The sequence below is a fragment of the Paenibacillus antarcticus genome (genome assembly GCF_001637225.1).
GTDB classification, from domain to species: Bacteria; Bacillota; Bacilli; order Paenibacillales; family Paenibacillaceae; genus Paenibacillus_AQ; species Paenibacillus_AQ antarcticus.
This window is the reverse complement of the sequence record NZ_LVJI01000016.1, coordinates 182,027-201,360: the sequence shown is the minus strand read 5'-3', so window position 1 is coordinate 201,360 and position 19,334 is coordinate 182,027. Positions and strand designations below refer to the sequence as shown.

Sequence of the window (19,334 nt, the reverse complement as noted above, 5' to 3'; positions counted from 1 at the left end):
ACGAAACCATTTGTTAGATTATGATATAGATTGAACTAAAGTTAAATCTGTTCTGCACCACATCGTGGGCACCACTTTGATCCTAATTGTAAGTCTACTGCACAGATCTGACAATTGAATGTTCCCTCTGTTGCTACTACTTCGTCCTCCACAGCCATTTCGTCATTCTTATCGTTGTTCCAATGACGAATACGGCGGTCAAGCTCTAGTTGTCTCTCTCGCTCACGCTCTAACTCTTCAGCTTGTCTGCGCTCTTTTTCAATATCCGGAGGCTCATTGTCCACACTCTCCACATGTTCCTCTTGTTCAACAGGATCAGGGTATCCAGGGTCTAATATTTCCAGATCTTCAGGTAGTATTGATTTCTTCTCTGTATAAGTACTATTTCCCTTCCGATGCTTCGACTCATTTTCCGACAATTTTGTGCCACAATGGGGGCAAAAGTTAACATCTAATGCCACAACATGACCACATTGACATAATCTTTCATTCTTTAACTCTGCAATACGTTCGCGTAGGCCATCAATTTCTTCCCTCAGGTTATCACAAGCTCTCGACAACTTCACCATCTCTGTCTCCGCAACTCTCATATCTTCAGCTTGATAGCCTTCATAGAACACTTTTCCCATGCTTAAGAAATGGACATCCATCTTATCCTCAATCTCAATAATCTGACCTTTTATTTTGTTCACTTCTACTATGCTCTGAGCCTTACCCGTTGCGCGATTAGCGCTATTCTTGATACGTTTCATAATATCCATAATTAAATTTCTCCTTCACCTGTTAAATTACATTCATTTTCTCATCGTTTATTGCCTATAATAGCCCTATGATGTAGAGCTGGGATTATGCTTATTACTGTCAGAAAAAGGAATGCCTGTCTTCACCCTTGCCATTAGCGTTATAATATTAATATTGGTTCTTTTCTTGACGAGAATTATAGCTAACTCTATCATACCAAATTTATATAGGGATTGTGAAAAGGGAAATCTCTCACAGTTATCGAAAGGAAGGCCGAAATTGCAACAACCAACCACTAGATTTCAATCACATCCGGCCGGTGTGCCCTTATCCACACCATTACCACAGACTGCGTCTGCTCCAACAACGACAAGCAAAGAACTCGTTCACTCATCTATCGATGATTCGTTCTACTTCCGTGCCCTCGAGAAAGAAGGCATTCATCTAAACGGTCCACAGATTCAAGCTGTGCGCCACGGTCAGGGCCCTTTACTCACACTTGCAGGAGCTGGTTGTGGGAAGACTACTGTCTTAGCCGCACGCACTGGTTATTTAATTGCTGTACGGGGAGTTCCTGCTTCCCAAATTCTATTAGTGACTTTTACAAGTAAAGCAGCATCTGAAATTAAAGAACGAATTGCTCGTATTCCTAGTATTAAAGCTAGTGCAGTTCGAGCTGTCCAAGCCCGAACATTCCATTCCTTCGGGCTTGCCTTGTTACGTCAGTCTGGACATCACGAACAAATTCTTAGCGACTTTACGACCAGACATACGATAATGAAAATACTTTTGCGTCGTCTAAAGGCAGGAGAAACATATCAACCAGAGACGCTCCTAGCCGCGTTATCTTCTTGGAAAATGAGTGGCGAGTGGCCGTCTGATCTTCCAGATAACACAGAAGAAGAAAAGAAGATTAAGAATATTCTACTCGCATATGAAGAATGGAAACAGGGCCGTAATCAATGGGACTTCGACGATATCCTGTTACATACGTCTGCGTTATTAAACGACCCACAGCAATTAACAAAGCTCCAATCACGATTCGCTTATATGATGGTGGATGAATTCCAAGATACAAATTCCGTCCAATACGATATGGTACAGAAGTTATCCGCGGGACACCGTAATCTAATGGTTGTAGGAGATGATGACCAGACCATTTACTCATTTAATGGTGCACGTCAAGAATCTATTCTGGATTTCGATAAAGTATACCCTGATGCCACCATTATTGCCCTGCCGATCAACTATCGAAGTGATAGTCGTATTCTGGGTTTAGGCACCGCACTTATTGCTCATAATGAGTTCCGACGTCCGAAGCAACTCGTTGCCGCTGGATCTGTTGGATTACCGCCCCACTATGCTTCTCCTGCCAATGCCGAGGAAGAGGCTGCTTTCGTAGCAGGCCATTTAGAGGAACAAGTACAACTTGGGAAGGTCTCATACTCAGACATCGCTATCCTTCATCGTACCGCCGGCAGTAGCCGCGCCATGTTAGAGCAGCTATTGCTTCGAGGAATTCCCTTTGTCCAATATGGGAATAACACCGTATTCTATGATCAGACCTTAATTAAGACGGTCATGGACCACCTCAGACTATCTTTGAATCCGCGTTGTAAAGAGGCCTTTCAAAGTACGCTCGGGCCTCTTTATATCCCACGTGAAGATGGTATGAGCTATCTAGATGAACAAGAGAAGAGACAACCAAAGAAGTATCCTCTTATTCATCTAACGCGTTGGGATCGTCTTAAACCATTCCAGCAAGACGCCGTCAAAGAAAGAATTCGATTGATTAAGAAGCTTACGACATTGAAACCTATCTACGCCATTCAAGAAATGCGAAGACTCTTTTATGATAAATATTTGGAAGCCGGGGACCCCCTGCTTCATACGCAATATAAAGAAACCATGATTGATAGTCTGGATGAACTTGAGAGCGCAGCTGCACAGTTTGGTACAGTTGAGCAATTCATAGCTCATGCAGATGAATTAACACTTCGTCATCAGCAAATGGAAGCTATGCGTGATGGAGATGCCGGTGATGCTGTACAACTATTAACGATTCATCGTGCCAAAGGAATGGAATTCCGACACGTATATTGGATCGGAGCAAGTGAAGGGATTCTCCCTCACAGCACCGCATTGAAGGATCAAGTTACTCAAGAAATGAAAGTAACCAATCCACAGAAGCTTGAATCCAGCCTTGCTAAAGCAGCGCTTGAGGAAGAGCGACGTCTAGCGTATGTAGCTGTAACTCGGGCGAAGGAACATCTCTATATTACTTCACCCCTTCAGTACCATGGCAAAACTGCAGAACCGTCACGGTTCCTGAAAGAAGCATTTGGAATAAAATAATATATAACCCAAAAAGCAGCTCGTTCCTCTGTTAGAGGATCAGCTGCTTTTAATCTACTAATCAACAACTGCTTTCAGAAGCCCCGGATAATTATTTTTCAGAATGGTAATTTCCTCACTTAAATTTGTGAACAAGGTATGTTCCGTTTGATTCAGTATCACTTCTGCACCCTTGTTACGCTCGATGCCAATATTAATCTGATCTCTCCAGATTTTCCGCGCTTGCACATCAATAGGAGTTGATTTAAATTCTTTCATCTTTTGGACCAAGCTTTCGTGTAAGCTATACAGCTTCTGCCCACCATAGAAATCGCTCTCTCTAGCTAACTTCTTAGAATTACTGCGTGCTGGAATATAAGCAGGTACGCTAACCCCCTCTACCTGTTCACTCCACTCCGTTACAATAAATTCAATAAACTTCCATGCCCATTCTTTATTTCTGGAGGCCGAAGGCATCATTAGATTGGTACTATTCGCCCAACCATATTGATTAAAGGGGAGACGGGTTTCTCTCCATTTGCCTGCTGATTCGGGTGCCCATGCTTCAATTTGTGCGGCCCCCCAAGTCCCTAAGTACAACATAGCAATCTTTCCATCTTTAACTGCCTGTGCCCCAGAAAGTGTCCATACATCCATTGAGGCTGCGAAAGCATTATCATTGACTTGTTTTGCGATATTGATGGCATTAAGGAAGTTGTCATTATTACGTGAAAAATTAAAATGAGCATCAAATAAACCTTGAGTACTATCGAAAATTTGAACAACCTCAGTTGGCCATTGGGTAATATATATTTCATCTTTCTTCAAGGCCTTCGCAATTTCCATCCAGTTTTTAGGTAGTTCCATGAATTTTCCGAGTTGTTCGGGATCAGTCGGGAACCCATACTGCTCCATAATATCCGCCCGATAATATGTCATCATCGGCGAAGTAGATACTGGAAAACCAATTAATTTTGTTTCATTATAAGAAAGGTTGCTTGTCCACAAGTGTTCACTGAAGTTCGCACGGTATTTGTCGGCACCATAATCCAATAGGTCCTCCAATCCATTAATTGCTGTAAAATGCCCGAACTGCTCACTGTCACTCACCATAATGTCAGGCGTCACACCGTCTATAATGGCTTGTTGATAGGCAGATACATACGCATCAGACTCGAATATTCTCACTTTCACGGATACATTTGGGTACTTTTTCTCAAAAAATTTGATAGCTGGCTCCCAACCACTGTAGTAACTCCATATTTCCAATTCCACTGGATCTGTAGACAAGTTACCCGAAGAGGATAAAGCCGGAAGCTCCACAGAAGGAACTTCTTCGCGGTAGTTACATCCTGTCGATGTTACAGCGAAAAGAACAAACGATATAAATATGACAAATATTGTTCTTCTCATAATTGGGCTCCTTCCATTGAATTACTAACGGTATTCGATAATTAAATATTGTTCAAAAAGGCTTGCCTCTAACGGTTTACTGAAATAGAACCCCTGGAGTTCATCACATGCCAAGCGAGTAAAAAAATTACGTTCTTGCTCAGTCTCAATACCTTCCGCCACGACTTTCAGACCCATACTATGGGCAAGCTCGATCACTGCTTTGACGACGGATGATTTCATCTCGCTTTGCTCCACGTCTTGAATAAATGTGCGGTCAAGTTTGACTACGGAAATCGGTAGCCTCTGTAATTGACTTAGTGAAGAATAGCCAGTACCGAAATCATCAATAGAGATTTGGATTCCCATGTTTCGCAATTGAGTCAATGTATCAATGACAGGATCCATATGCTTGATAAATACACTCTCCGTGATTTCGAGGTTAAGGTAATGGGCGTTCAGCCCTGTTTCCTCTAGGATCGTGCGAATATCCTCAAACAGACCCGTCCGGTAAAATTGTTTGGCGGACAGATTGACAGACATAGGGATCTTAGGAAAACCTCGGTCTTGCCAGTCCTTTGCCTGCCTACACGCTTCTCGCAATACCCAGAGGTCAATGTCTACAATTAAGCCAGATGTCTCAGCAAGCGGAATAAATTTATCAGGAGAAATAATTCCAGATTTCGGATGCCGCCAACGAATTAATGTCTCTATTCCGGTCGTTTTCCCCGATGCTGGACTAACTAGTGGTTGGTACACTAGGAAGAACTCTTCATCATGCAACGCATTCCGCAGACCATTCTCCAAGTACATCTTCTCATTGAGCGAGTCTTCTAGCGTTTGGCTAAAGAAATGATAACTGCTCGCTCCTTGTTCCTTGGCGACATACATCGCCATATCTGCCTTCTTTAGAATATCTCCCATAGAAGTTCCATGTTCAGGATATAAGCTGATACCAATACTGATCGTTGTGTAGACGGATGAATCATCCAGCTCAAAGGGTGCTTCAAAACAGTTGCAGATCTGTTTCGCGAAATCATCGGGTGCATTATTTATCCCGTAGCGCATGACAAACACGAATTCATCACCACCCAAACGGAAAACTTTGCAACTTTCATTTGCAATCATTTTAAAGCGTTCTGCTACTTTCTGCAGGAGAATATCTCCTACTGCATGTCCGAGTGTATCATTGATTTGTTTAAAGCGGTTCAGATCCATAAACATGACAGCGATTCGTTCGTTATGGCCACCATCTTCTGAGAGTAAGCCGCTTAATACTTGATGGAACTGCAACCGATTTGGCAACGTGGTCAAGCTATCATAATATGCTAACTGATGTAGCTTTTTCTCGGAAGATTGAAGACGTTGGTTCATCCGCAAGGCATCTTGAAACATATGAAGCAGATTCTGGGACATATCCTTGAAATTATGAGTGAGTGAATCAATTTCCAGAATTCCACTGTTTGGCCACTCCAGAGGGACCATCTGCTTCAATCTCGCTGGCAGATTAGTCGTCGATCTGGCGAGCTGCATCAGGCTTCGGCCTAGCCACCAGTTAATAACCCATGCAAGCAGGGCTGCGATCGTGACATTGCCGAGCATGTACATTAATTGATAAATATATTCCCGGAAGATCTGTTCCTGATATGCTTTGACAGGAACGCTAACCGAAATAATCAATGGAATTCGTTCCAAAGAGACGGTATGAACATAACGAGCATTACGCCAATGTTGGGTTGGAAGTAGAACTATGGATTGAGCAGGTACCTCAATCAAGAAGTTATCCACAGTAGGAATAGCAGATTGATTCTGCTCAGGAGCAAGAACTACATCCTTACTGTTCGTAGCCAGAACTTTATGATGTTGATTCATAATGGTGATATCGAACAGCTTCTGTGTTGTATTGCGTTTGATCATTTCCTGTAAATATCCAATCTGGATTAGCCCCTCCAACTGAACGCCCAACACGTTCTCCTGTTTCCATTGATCCAGTTCTCCCTTTATGCTATTCGCCGTATTACTAGCCGTTTGAAGCGTCGTGCGAGTGGATACATCGAATGCATCCCTTCCGTTAATGATCATATTCATAAGAAATGGAAGGGCGATAAGCGTAATAGACAAATGGAACAAAACCCGGCGAAAGGTAATCATAAGAGGCTTGTTATTCTTGATAGGACCAAACCAGCGGCCAAACGGCACATAATTAACAAGTATTTCGGCGATCAAGGTATTAAATAGACCATTGGATGCTGTAATTGAATATAGAAGAATACATTCAATTAACGATAGAGATCCGGATAACCAGCAAGCGAATAGCGTAATTGGGGCACCCAGACATAACCAGAATAGAGCATCTGGACCCAATAGGTAACCTGGTCTTCTAATCTGCCATACCCCGATCCAGCAAACTTCAAGTAGAAATATAGCAATATAAGAAGGCTCATGATAGATGAATATGGCAGCAGCATAAACCAGCACGGCTACCGGTAGAACAATTCGAATTCCGAAGAGTCGTACCAACATCAATAGAAGAATATTGGTAAAGGTAAACTCGATGCCGTAAATCAGTTGCGGATGCCGCGAAGCGCTTCCAAAAGCAAGCAGTAAAGTGCCTGCGAAGAAGAGCCACTTCCAAAGGAACTGGGAATCAACAAAGGATCTTCTCAATATGCACTCACTCCTTCAGATGCATGTGTCTTTAATTGGGTAGTGACAAGTTTGTCCTATGTAGATCTGCAACTCTATTATCATCTTATTGATTTAGCATCGATGCTTCATGTCCATTATCTTGTATATTAATACTTAATTTGTCATATTATCACATTTTATTTTACTATAAAAAATTCCATGTGAATAGAACTAATGGCCCTATTATTTTTTAATGTATTTCAGTTCGTAGTTTCGCCCTTCCATCATACTTAGTTGATACTCTCAACTATAAACAAAACAAGAAACTCTTAAGTTGCTTATCCAACTAAAGGTTTTCCAATCCAAATAAACAGCCTTCCATATTTGGAGGCTGCTTATTTCAGTCTTAGCTTACTTCAGTATTATTCTTAACCACTCACTAACCATTTTTTGCTTCCAACCCTCTTTTTCAGTTAAAATAGAATCATCACCATATTACGAAGTATAGGAGATCACCCATTGAAAGAACATGAAGGTAGTCAACTTATGATAAACCCAATTCATCTAAAGGATATGGGAACCAGGGAATTAGCCGACGAACTTTTACTCCAGCTCAATGAGTGGAATAATGTTCCGATGTTATATCAACTCGCGCTAGAAGAATTACAGAATAAGATTAAAGTCATCAAGACAGAACTGAAACAAATCAATGGTTATAGTCCTATTGAACATATTAAAGTACGAATTAAAGAACCTAAGAGTATTTTAGACAAAATGAAACGTAAGGGTTGTGACCTTACTGTAGATAATATGCTAAACCTCATCCACGATATTGCTGGCATGCGAATTGTATGTGCTTTCGTCAAAGATATTTATCTCTTATTAGAGCACTTCAAACAGCGTAGCGACATTCAGGTGCTAGAGGTAAAGGATTATATTAATGATCCCAAACCGAATGGATACCAAAGTCTTCACATCATCCTAGCCGTGCCTCTCATCCTATTAGAAGGAACAAGGTGGATGAAAGTGGAGATTCAGATGCGCACCTTAGCCATGGATTTCTGGGCGAGTATGGAACATATATTATTCTATAAGTATGACAAGCAAGTACCTGCTCATGTACACACCGAGTTGAAAGAGGCTTCTGAAGCCGCCTATGCCCTTGATAAGAAAATGCTTAGAATTCAGAAAGAAATCCTTTCTGGTATAGCAAATTCAGGGCCAACGCTATTATCCCAATAATCGGACTTTGGATATTAACTAACTACATAAACAGAAGGCTGCATCCTAATAGTAGGAATGCAGCCTTCTGTTTATCGTATATACAATACCTATCTTACAGCTTAATAAATGCATTATCGAAATATTCTTCGACCGTTAATTCACTCTTGGCAAGATCTGGTGCTACGTCAGTACCTACGTATCGGATATGCCACGGTTCATATATATAACCGGTCTTATCTTCAGCACCTTCAGGATAACGGATAACGAATCCGTACTCAGGTGCGTGTTCCGCTAACCACTTACCCTCCGTTGTTTCACCAAAGGATTGCTCTAATGTATTATCAACACTCGGACTGGATACATCTATCGACAGACCCGTTTGATGTTCGCTATTTCCTGGTACAGAACTAACACGAGCGGCTTCCTTCTCTCCCTTAGTACGAACATTATTCGCAAAAATAACCTTTTGTCGAGCATAAGATCGGTATCCAGATACTGCACGTAACTCGATATTTTCTGATTCTGCTCTAGCAAATAGCTTCTCTAATGCCTCCGCTGCTTCCTTACGCATAAATCGTTTCTCATTCGCTCCATCAAAGGAAAATTTAACATTTGGTTCTACAAGATCTTTAGGCTCGTAACCATCAGGAAGACTACGCTGTTTGTTCACAATAACAGTTACTGCTTCAGGATTGGTTACGATAGATCGTCCGTCTTGCTCTTGAATGGTTGCTTGGAGTGAATTCTCACTTCGCATTGCCATAATAGAATCGTTAGCTTGTCCCTCAACAACTTCCAACTGATCCCCTTGACCAGCTGGACCCTGTAATGCTTGTCCTTCTTGTTGAGCAGACCCTCCTGTATCAGAGCCACACCCTACAAGTATTCCCGACAATACAATCATTGGACCAAGAACACGCATCCAATGTCTCTTTCCCCATGTCTGTGATTTCATTGATGATTCTCCTTTATGTGAGGCTTTATTACTAATATCATATATCACATGAAGGAAACTCGCATCGACCATTACTCCCCAATAAATTGACGGCGACGTTTCTCCGCGATATCTGATGTCTTTTTCATAATCATTTTCAGTGCCTTTTGAACCCCAAGCGATCCTTTTAATAGCGGAGTCCAATCATCGAGTTGATTCTCTCCATCCACAGGTGGCGTAAGCTTGAGAGTAACATCCCGGAAGAGTGGACCCGGTTCATGAAGACGCCCTTGCTCTGCGGCCTCTGCAAGCCATTCCCCTGGGGAGGGTCCGCTTTTTCCCTTTTCCTCTGTCAAAGTTGCTTCGACCCCGGCAAATTCCTTTGCTTTGGGAATGATCGCAGATGACCATGCACCAAATATCCCAGGCAATAACTCTTTACGAGGTAACCCCATGAGCGTTAATTTCATAACCGGATCAGAAGACAACTGTTGCTCTGCATATTCACGCACCGTTATTATCTCTTGGCAATTAGAATCCCCACAATGACATGTCGCTTCGTTCATCATCATTATATCCGTAGATGAAGGCAACAAATCATCAAGCCACACTGGAGTCTGCCCCTTTAAGAGTAGGTACAGATCATGAGCTGTATTCTGTAATTCTATAAGAATCTCTTGTTGAATGAGTGGTGAACACACCTCTACAGGTATGTTCACTTCATGTGTCTTCATTCCCGTTAATTCTTCCAGGGACCTGGTAACCTTCCCTATCAACAAGCCTGGACGGACATCCAGTATGACCTCTGCCATCTCTGTCAAATGTATCCCTCCTGAGCTTTATCACATATTAGAGCAACCCTTACAAGCTCATTAGAGTTACATCCAGTCTTCGCCTTGCAGTGCGATAAGATCTTTCAGATCCGCATCCGACATCTCTGTTAACCATGTTTCACCCGAACCTACCACTTGTTCAGACAGTGCCTTTTTATTCTCAATCAGTTCATCAATTCGCTCTTCCAAAGTACCTTGACAGATAAGCTTGTGCACTTGTACATTCTTATGTTGTCCAATGCGGAATACACGGTCCGTCGCTTGATTCTCAACAGCAGGATTCCACCATCGATCATAATGTAGTACGTGATTGGCACGGGTCAGGTTTAATCCTACTCCACCTGCCTTTAACGAGAGCACAAAGAATGCAGACCCTTCTTCTTCTTGGAAGGAGCTTACCATTTCATCTCGTTCCTGTTTCGGTACTCCTCCATGCAGGAATGATGGAACTTTACCGTACCTTGCAGCAAGACGTGAAACAAGCAGTTGTCCCATAGCTACGTATTGAGTGAAAATAAGGGCCGATTCACCAATCTCCTCTATACTATCAAGCAGCTCGAGCAATCGCTCCATTTTACCGGAAGCCTCCTGCTTAGTGCCCCGACTATCTTCTTTACCGAGAAGTTGCGGATGATCACAAATCTGCTTCAGCTTCGTAAGTGAAGATAAGACTAAGCCCTTTCTAGCAATCCCCGTCTCCTGCTCAATTTGCACCAACATTTGATCAACAACAGCCTGATACATCGCACCTTGTACATCTGTTAACGTACAGTAAGATTTAAGTTCAATCTTCTCAGGTAAATCCTTCGCGATATCCGGATCACTCTTCAGACGGCGCAACATGAAAGGTGCCACTAATCGATGTAGTTCCTGTAAGCGCCCCTGTTCATCATCTCCCGTATACCGATGTCTAAATGAGGATGAGGTTCCTAAATAGCCAGGGTTAAGAAATTGAAAAATGGACCACAGTTCACCCAATCGATTCTCTACAGGCGTACCCGTCATCGCAATGCGATGAGGAGAAGACAATTTCATCACGCTTTGAGCCTGCTTCGTCCGATAGTTCTTAATGTATTGCGCTTCATCCAATACAATGGTTGCCCATGATACCTGCGCCAGATCTACGCCATCTCTACCACATAAATGATACGTCGTTAGAATAACATCATATTCTGCGGCCTTGTTAATGAATTCTTCTCCATGTAAACGTCGATTCCCATGATGGATATATATAGATAAATCCGGCGCGAAACGCTGAAGTTCTCGCTGCCAATTCCCAAGTAATGATGTAGGACAGACAATAAGTATAGGATTGGTATGCTCAGCCATGCGCTCAAGAAGACACGTGATAACCTGAACTGTCTTACCTAGCCCCATATCATCTGCTAGACATACACCAAATCCTAGATCCCTCATGGCAGAGAGCCATTGATAACCCCGTTCTTGATATGGACGTAACACACCATGAAGAGATTCAGGTATTGGGCGAATAGGCACTTTGCGCGAACTAGTACCTTCGAGAAGGGAAGATAACATACCCACCGTTTCCATTCCCATCACGGTAAGGCCCTTCCACATCCGCTCTTCGCCATCTTCAGCAGTTAAATGCATCCAGTCGGATATTTCCATCTGGCCTTTCTCATGCTTCTTAATATATCTCATAACCTGACGAATCTCTTTCAGGTCAACTTCAATCCATTCGCCACGGAACTCTGCATATGGAACATCAGACTCTGCCAATTTAGTCATTTCTTCAAGTGTAAGTGTTATGCCACCGAGCGCCGCTTCCACTTCAAATGAGACTAAGTGATCCATACCCAATGCGACCGGTATCCCCACTCTGTTCTCTGTTTCAGGTGGCTGCACCATTTTTAAAGACAGCCCCACACGTCGTTTCTCCTTACTCCAGCGTGAAGGCAACTGAACAGTAACCCCAGCTGCAGTGAGTAGCGGAACAGATTCACGAACAAATGTAAAGAGTTGTTCCGGCGTAAGTTCCATTCCAATCGGTGCAGGTGCATTCAGAGTATCACTAATTTCAAATGACACTAATGCTGCTTCACCAAGAGCCATTAGAAGTTGTTCCTGAACCGCTTCGTAATGTCTCCCCCGCACTTCTAAGTCCGTTTCCTTTCTACCCCATATATAGTTTGCAGGTAGCCAAGTTCCATAATCGTCTTGAATTTCTGCCCAAAAGGATACATACCATCGCTGTTCTTCCTCTAGAAGTCTAGGCTCCATACGTAGTCCTAAATTCAGGCGGCCAATCTGCCGAGCTTGCTCCTCCTCGCTTCCGATCACAGGAATAGAGGTACCTCCAATACGGGAAGCCGTTTTCGTTAGTTCTTCAATTTCATCAGGAGATCCTTGTACGGAAATATCACGACTTACCGTCAAGAGGCCATCCCACCACAATTCAGAAAGTGGTGAATATCCTCTTCGATAATTAGCCATGTATCGAGAAAGCTTTGCTTCTAATCCTTGTATCACATCTTTAATTTCCGTATGAATAACGGCACTTAAGAAGGAATGCAACACTGCAGCACCAGCTTCTTCTTTGGTTTCAAAGCCCCCGAATGCAGGCACACCAAATGCAAGTGGTGGCATCGAAGCAGCAAGTTGTAAGAAGATCTCTGCTTCGTGTTTATCCCTTAATTTAGGTTTCCAACGAGATGTTACGACCTGTTCGCCCGTCCGTCTACGTGTACCCGTTGTGACAAGGGGCGCCGTTCCAGGAGATATCCGACCATGAAGCATCAGCTCCAATGCGAACCTTGCCACCTTCACCCAATAGCTCATTTCAGGGCCTGGTTGTATACCTCTCGCTAAGCAAGTTTCGTCATCCCATGCAAGGAGCATAAAGAATGCATCCTGTGGAGAAAGTGCAAGACCCTCTAATGTTCGGCCCATGAGTTGGCGTCTTTCTCCCCTTCTGTTGCTCGCTTTAGGGTTCGCAGTAGAAGAAGGATACCGTAGTTCTGCCAACCTAAGAACAGCATTGGCAAATGGACGTACTCCACCCTTCCATTCAAACTGTTTAACTACACGGCTCCAAGCATCTACCTTTGGTTCAGATACTTCACCGGAAAAACAAAAAAACACTTCGCCTAACCATACGCCATATAGCGGTTGATTCATCGTTGTCTCCTGTCGTTTCACTGCTCACATATTTTAATTACATCTTATACAAAAAGGGAACATTTAAAAACCTTTTCACTTTTGGAACTCAAACCAAATTATTCCCTTTTTCCTCAGATCTAATTACAAAATGCTACTTTTTATTACCTGACTAATAATGTAAAAAAACCCACCCAAGTTTACTCTCCAAAGGTGGGTTTGTGGACTTTAGACACAAAACTGGGAACGACTTATTTTCATTTGTGAATGTAATTTAACTCCATTTACCACTGTTTATCATACCATATAGATACAAACAATAACAACCGAACTACGATTAACTCTTAAATACTTTTTTAAACCTCTAGGCTGTCTTACCCAGACCCGTCTTTCCCATTCCTTTGCTTGATCAAAAAAAAAGCAGGACAAGTTGAGTACTTTTATAATAAAAATGGGTATATCTTAAAGAAGACACTTAACTTCAACGAACCGATGTTATTTAACAAGGAGGTTATATATATGCTGAAAAGAAATCCTTATAAGTGGTGGAATCTCATTGCATTTCTAGCAATGATCGGCGTGAATGTACTCGCCAATACCACCCTTATTGGTGGAAGAAGAACAAGTGATGTATCCGACATGTATCCTACTTTGTTGACGCCAGCTGGATACGCTTTTACCATCTGGTCTGTCATTTACATCCTCTTAAGCGGATTTATCTACTATCAGCTCAGAAGGAATAATGAGAGCAGAGAATCTGTACAAAGCATTGGCATATGGTTCATCATCAGCTGTATTTTTAATATTGTATGGCTCTTTCTATGGCAGTATCTCTATATCGAAATATCCGTCATAGCCATGTTATTCCTGTTAATGTCACTTATGATCTTGTATACACGCACGCGACGTATTTCGTATCCTACACAAGGGGAATTTTGGTTCATCAAACTACCCTTCAGCCTATATTTAGGATGGATTAGCGTTGCGACAATATTAAATATTTCGATATCCCTTACCAAAAATAACTGGGGTGGGTTTGGACTTGATGACACAACTTGGGCCATCATTATGCTCTGTGCTGGAGCACTAATCGCTATCCTAGCGAGCTACCCTTATCGAGATAGCGCATTCCCTTTAGTATTTGTATGGGCCTACGTCGCCATTGCAGTGAAACAAACAAACGTTGAGTATGTATTCACTGTTGCATACATACTAGCTGGTATCCTATTCCTTTATGCGATATATCTATTATTTGTCCGGAAACGGATAAACAAGGGCATGAACTTTCGCCGCTGAAGAGATTAGTATTCACTCTTTTTTATTTATATGAACCATTTAACAAACACAAAAAGCTGAATTATGCGATGGATTCGCGCAATTCAGCTTTTTGTATAATCCATACTATTTCTTTAACACTACGGCTTCGATCTCAACTAGAGCGTCTTTAGGTAGACGAGCTACCTCTACAGCACTACGTGCTGGGAACGGTTGTGAGAAGAATGAGCTATAGACTTCATTCATAGCAACGAAGTCATTCATATCTTTGAGGAAGACCGTTGTCTTCACAACTTGATCCATCCCAACTCCTGCTGCTTCTAGAATCGCTTGTAAGTTAGTAAGGGATTGACGGGTTTGCCCCTCAATACCCTCTCCAAATTGTCCAGTCTCTGGGTTAAGACCCAATTGACCTGATGTAAAAATGAATCCCCCCGCTTCGATCGCTTGGCTATATGGCCCGATAGCTCCCGGAGCAGATTCTGTTGAAATTACTTCTTTTCCCATTGTTTATGTCTCCTTTCATTCTATTCATATTCGAATTAAAACATCACTTTATACGCATTATTGTACCAGTCCCACGGCATAAATAACATCATTAGGATAAATATGCACACCCGTTGGACCCGTCAATGCGATATTTACCATGGCGCGTGCGACCACCTCTGCCGGTATTGCTCGATATTTAGCCGCCTTCCCATGAAAAAGAAAGTCGAGAGATGTCATAAGTTTTGCACTTATTGCCTCAGCCATACGCTTATTGTCACGTTCTCCAAGTATTAGCGATGGTCTAAATAAGTGAACTGCTGGAAGCCCCACCTTAGAAATGGCATCCTCTACCTCACCTTTGATACGATTATAGAACAACTTGGACATAGGATCGGCCCCCATAGCCGATACAAGTAGGAATTGGCGAACTCCTGCTGCGTGTGCTAATTGGGCTGCAACTAGAGGATAGTTGAAATCCACCTCCCGAAATTTTTCTTGAGATCCTGCCTTCTTGATTGTAGTACCCAAACAACAAAATACATCAAGTACGTCCTCGAACAAATCCTGATGTTGCTCTAACTTATCCCAATCTATTATTATTTCCTTAAGCTTCGGATGTTGTATCCCTAGAGGTCTCCTCACCAGTACCTTTACAACATCATACTCTGCTCGATTCAACAGTTCATTAACTACGAATCCACCCACTAATCCTGTAGCACCTAATACAATGGCCTGAAACTCCATAGAAACCTCCTAAAAGTTATTAGAGCGTTACTTCATCGGTATACTTCGATAATAACTACCTCGGAAGCATAATCTTAAGTTATTAGAGCGTTACTTCATCGGTATACTTCGATAATAACTACCTCGGAAGCATAATCATTCCTCTCTGAGTATTCGGCGACCGAATGTCAAAGCTACAATTAGCATAACAAATCCTACAACGCTCTGGAAACCATACTGCTGAACCCAGTCTGGGAATACCCTCATTACTATAAATAATTGACCACCAATCATAGGTCCTAAGAAAGATGTAACACCCGTTATTGCAGCAAACATGGCTATGAACATCGGACGTTCACTCTTCGGTGTATCCCCGATTGTAAAGTTGAATACTAATTGATTGAATCCCCCTACACCTATCCCTAACAAAACATGCGAGATCATCAATACGAGTAGTACAGGAAGGAACGACAGCATTCCCCAAGCAAGACAAGATCCAGCAATGATTGGTAAAGTCCAGAACAGTAATGTTTTATTGCTATATCTAGCATTTAAGTTGCCCCAAATATAGAAACTCGACATCATAGCAATAGTCTGAACCACCGTTAATAATGATACGGTCTGGTAGTTAATATGTAATAAATCGAGCATGACATAAGAATATAGTGGTACTACTAACGTTTGCAGAAATAACCAAGATGCTAAAAAAATAGTAGATTTCATAAATGATGCATCTCGAAGCGGCTTCTTTATCATAGGCATCATCTTGCTCTCTGTTGATCGTTCGAAGGGCAGATCGGGATAGAAAAAGAATGTAACAATATTCAAAAGCCCAAAAATCCATGCAAGGATAAACAATATTAGGAACCCTGTACTTTCAGAGTGAGTATCTAATATTCTGCCGCCCATAAAAATCATGACGCTTCCCAAAGCATTCAAAATGGTATTACGAATCCCAAAATATCTTCCCCTTACCCCATCGGGCACCATATCACTAAGGAGTGAGGTCCATAATACGTTGATTACGTTATTCGCCAAAAATGCTGAAGCGTAAAGAATAATAAAGACCGGTACCCACCATTCTTTGTCCAATATAAACGGAATGAGTCCTGTAGAACCCCAAAGTATCCTCTGAAGTGCGATAAATATAACGAGTGTCCATTTACGACTCTGTAATTTCTGAACCATAAATGCGATAAATACTTGCAGGATGTTGACTAAGGTTGTAATCGACAGGACAAATCCTATTACGCTTGAATCTGCACCTAAGTACAATAGATATCCTGTGAGAAAGGGGCCTCCTAGTAGCATTTGGAAAATAACAGTGGAAATTCCCTCTGTTGTTGCAATAAACAAAGCGAAAGTCTCCGCCTTCTCTTATAAGCCATACGAATCTGGATGCACTCCTCTACAAATCTTTCTTTTGTCCCCATTCTACACGCAAGTACTCATCTGTCAATCTTATTTATGCATTCGTTGTGTGCGCTTACAAAACCCCTAAATAAATTGCAAAATAACGAAGAATAACAACCTAATATAGTCTCCCATCCAATCAAACATTTCCAGAAAATGAACTAACCTTCACAGGCTCATATATGAATAAAAATCTTTCAGACTCTACCTTTTGAATTTTAGAAATAGAGAGGTATAATTACCTTTGTTCTTAATGTTGCTATTATCACAGAAAAAGGGGATCTCCACTTGTCATCGTTGCTAAATAAATCATATATACTGTCTCTCAGTCTCCTTGGTTCACTCGGGATTATGGGTCTAATCTACAACGTTCTAAATTCAATTACGCACAACTCTCTTGTCCTTTCCTCGCCTATCGATAATCTGATTCCTTTAGTTCCAGCCATGAGCATTCCATATTTAGGATGGTATCCTTATATTTTTCTGGCCATGGCTTATTTGTGTTGGAAGGATCGTCAACTTTATTTCCGAACACTTCTTTCTATGAACATTAGCGTAGCCGTATGCTATTTAATATATTTCTATTTTCAAACAACTGTACCTCGCCCAATTGTTACCGGCCTTAGCTGGGATCATCAGATGCTAAATTGGATCTATGGAAATGATAAACCATTCAACTGTTTCCCGAGCATTCACTCCCTTTACTCTTTCCTCGTAATGCGGGCCTCTTGGAACTCAAGTAAAATACGATTCCGCACAAAAGTTATTTTCTCGATGTGTTCACTAACGATTATCATGTCTACTTTTATGATAAAGCAGCATGTGATTTACGATGCGCTTGGTGCAATTCTTTTGGGTGAAGCCGTATTTATTCTCATCTTATCTAGTGTAAAGGTCCATAAAATAGTCCGCAGCAAACGCTATGAGCGTTACAGTTAGATAATTAGATAAATTGAACTAAATACGAAACCCTCGATTCCTAATAATATCTAATATTTTTATATTTTTTCCTCCTTTTATTCCAAAATAATACATTATTTGATGTGTTATGGACAAAACAGAGGAAAAAGTATTTAAAATTAGTGATATTTTAGCCATAAGTGTGATTTTTTTCACATAAATTGAGAGGAAGATCATGGTACCATTTCATTATAGATATTGGATAATTTAATTCGCCTCAACAAATAAATGTTATCATTTCATTATTTTGAATAGCAAAATGTGTTCCTTTGTTCTAATGGTTCACATTTTAATATATTAAATTTAATTAATATGGGGGAAATTCAAATGAAAAAGAAATGGTCTATCCTATTGTGCAGTCTGATGTTAGTCGGCGTACTCGCAGCATGCGGTAACAATAATAAGGCAGCTGAACCAACAACGACTGAGCCAACTACTGAAACTACTGCACCAGCAGCAACACAAGGTCAGTTCACAGATGGCGCTTATTATGCTGAAGGAGACTTCGATGCAGAAAGTGGATGGAAACCTTATATTGTGCTAAGCGTTAAAGATGGTAAAATCGCAATGGCAGACTGGAACTTTGTTAGTTCCAAAGGCGGTCCTGACAAGAAGACACTAGATAAAGCTGGTAAGTACGGTATGAAAGAAAAAGGTAAAGCACAAGCCGATTGGTATGAACAAGCTGCGCTAGCTGAGAAATTCTTAATCGAGAAACAAGATCCTGCTGCAATCACATTGGATGCAGAAGGTAAAACGGATGCTATTTCTGGCGTATCTATTCACGTCGGCGATTTAACTACCTTGGCGAAGAAAGCGTTGGATGCTGGACCGGCTGCACCAGGTTCATATAAAGACGGATCATATCATGCTGAAGCAGATGCTTTTGATGCCACATCAGGTTGGAAAAGTACTACTGATCTAACCATTGCTAACGGAAAAATTATTTATGCATTCTTCAGTGGTGTAAATGAAGCTGGCGAAGATAAACAAGCGAATTCTATTGAAGGTAAATACGGTATGAAAGCTAATGGCGGATCTGTTGCTGAATGGCACGAAGAAGCTCAAGCAGCCCAAGCCTTCTTGATTGAGAAACAAGATCCAGCAGCGATCACTATGAATGCAGAAGGTAAAACAGATGCTATTTCTGGTGTAACTATTCATGTATCAGACTTTGTTACGTTGTCACAAAAGGCACTAGCGTCTGCCAAATAATTACTGTTTGACATTGGTTATTATTGGTATCATGAAGTGTTGAAATAAATCCGACA

Annotated in this window: 14 protein-coding genes; 5 read left to right on the top strand and 9 right to left on the bottom strand. The window is 41.6% G+C overall.

Annotated elements, in window-relative coordinates; genetic code table 11:
* Positions 1 to 41: 41 nt before the first annotated feature.
* Complete coding sequence (locus tag PBAT_RS12415) at positions 42 to 761, bottom strand: zinc ribbon domain-containing protein (protein WP_068649968.1); 720 nt, start codon at positions 759 to 761, stop codon at positions 42 to 44.
* Positions 762 to 1,020: 259 nt separating this feature from the next.
* Here PBAT_RS12415 and PBAT_RS12410 point away from each other — a divergent pair, with 259 nt between their 5' ends.
* The gene (locus PBAT_RS12410) at positions 1,021 to 3,096 is read left to right on the top strand and encodes an ATP-dependent helicase (protein WP_068649966.1); all 2,076 of its coding nucleotides are present in this window, start codon (positions 1,021 to 1,023) and stop codon (positions 3,094 to 3,096) included.
* 57 nt (positions 3,097 to 3,153) lie between these two features.
* On the opposite strand, the gene PBAT_RS12405 is transcribed toward PBAT_RS12410, so the two are convergent.
* Complete coding sequence (locus PBAT_RS12405; protein ID WP_068649964.1) at positions 3,154 to 4,488, bottom strand: ABC transporter substrate-binding protein; 1,335 nt, start codon at positions 4,486 to 4,488, stop codon at positions 3,154 to 3,156.
* Positions 4,489 to 4,512: 24 nt separating this feature from the next.
* The gene (locus PBAT_RS12400; protein WP_068649961.1) at positions 4,513 to 7,134 is read right to left on the bottom strand and encodes a putative bifunctional diguanylate cyclase/phosphodiesterase; all 2,622 of its coding nucleotides are present in this window, start codon (positions 7,132 to 7,134) and stop codon (positions 4,513 to 4,515) included.
* Positions 7,135 to 7,668: 534 nt separating this feature from the next.
* Between PBAT_RS12400 and PBAT_RS12395 the strand changes: the two genes are divergently transcribed.
* Positions 7,669 to 8,337 (top strand): GTP pyrophosphokinase, encoded by a 669-nt coding sequence (locus tag PBAT_RS12395; RefSeq protein WP_246168697.1) that lies wholly within the window; start codon positions 7,669 to 7,671, stop codon positions 8,335 to 8,337.
* Between the two features lie 94 nt (positions 8,338 to 8,431).
* Here PBAT_RS12395 and PBAT_RS12390 read toward each other — a convergent pair whose 3' ends face one another.
* From PBAT_RS12390 to PBAT_RS12380, 3 genes are all read right to left on the bottom strand, one after another.
* Complete coding sequence (locus PBAT_RS12390; RefSeq protein WP_068650339.1) at positions 8,432 to 9,274, bottom strand: M15 family metallopeptidase; 843 nt, start codon at positions 9,272 to 9,274, stop codon at positions 8,432 to 8,434.
* A 71-nt stretch (positions 9,275 to 9,345) separates the two neighbouring features.
* The gene (locus PBAT_RS12385; protein ID WP_084403017.1) at positions 9,346 to 10,074 is read right to left on the bottom strand and encodes a hypothetical protein; all 729 of its coding nucleotides are present in this window, start codon (positions 10,072 to 10,074) and stop codon (positions 9,346 to 9,348) included.
* Positions 10,075 to 10,131: 57 nt separating this feature from the next.
* Positions 10,132 to 13,224, bottom strand: a complete 3,093-nt coding sequence (locus PBAT_RS12380; protein ID WP_068649959.1) for a DEAD/DEAH box helicase — start codon at positions 13,222 to 13,224, stop codon at positions 10,132 to 10,134.
* A gap of 498 nt (positions 13,225 to 13,722) precedes the next feature.
* Here PBAT_RS12380 and PBAT_RS12375 point away from each other — a divergent pair, with 498 nt between their 5' ends.
* Entirely contained in the window at positions 13,723 to 14,499 is a 777-nt protein-coding gene (locus PBAT_RS12375) for a tryptophan-rich sensory protein (protein ID WP_068649957.1), read from the top strand.
* Positions 14,500 to 14,604: 105 nt separating this feature from the next.
* Here PBAT_RS12375 and PBAT_RS12370 read toward each other — a convergent pair whose 3' ends face one another.
* From PBAT_RS12370 to PBAT_RS12360, 3 genes are all read right to left on the bottom strand, one after another.
* Positions 14,605 to 14,985, bottom strand: coding sequence for a RidA family protein (locus PBAT_RS12370; RefSeq protein ID WP_068649955.1), 381 nt, complete (start codon positions 14,983 to 14,985; stop codon positions 14,605 to 14,607).
* Positions 14,986 to 15,042: 57 nt separating this feature from the next.
* Positions 15,043 to 15,711 (bottom strand): oxidoreductase, encoded by a 669-nt coding sequence (locus PBAT_RS12365; protein WP_068649953.1) that lies wholly within the window; start codon positions 15,709 to 15,711, stop codon positions 15,043 to 15,045.
* Positions 15,712 to 15,846: 135 nt separating this feature from the next.
* A complete protein-coding gene (locus PBAT_RS12360) occupies positions 15,847 to 17,001 on the bottom strand; it encodes an MFS transporter (RefSeq protein WP_188017007.1) in 1,155 nt (384 codons plus the stop codon).
* 390 nt (positions 17,002 to 17,391) lie between these two features.
* Here PBAT_RS12360 and PBAT_RS12355 point away from each other — a divergent pair, with 390 nt between their 5' ends.
* Complete coding sequence (locus PBAT_RS12355) at positions 17,392 to 18,042, top strand: phosphatase PAP2 family protein (protein WP_084403015.1); 651 nt, start codon at positions 17,392 to 17,394, stop codon at positions 18,040 to 18,042.
* Between the two features lie 348 nt (positions 18,043 to 18,390).
* Positions 18,391 to 19,278, top strand: a complete 888-nt coding sequence (locus PBAT_RS12350) for an FMN-binding protein (protein ID WP_068649951.1) — start codon at positions 18,391 to 18,393, stop codon at positions 19,276 to 19,278.
* Positions 19,279 to 19,334: the final 56 nt, after the last annotated feature.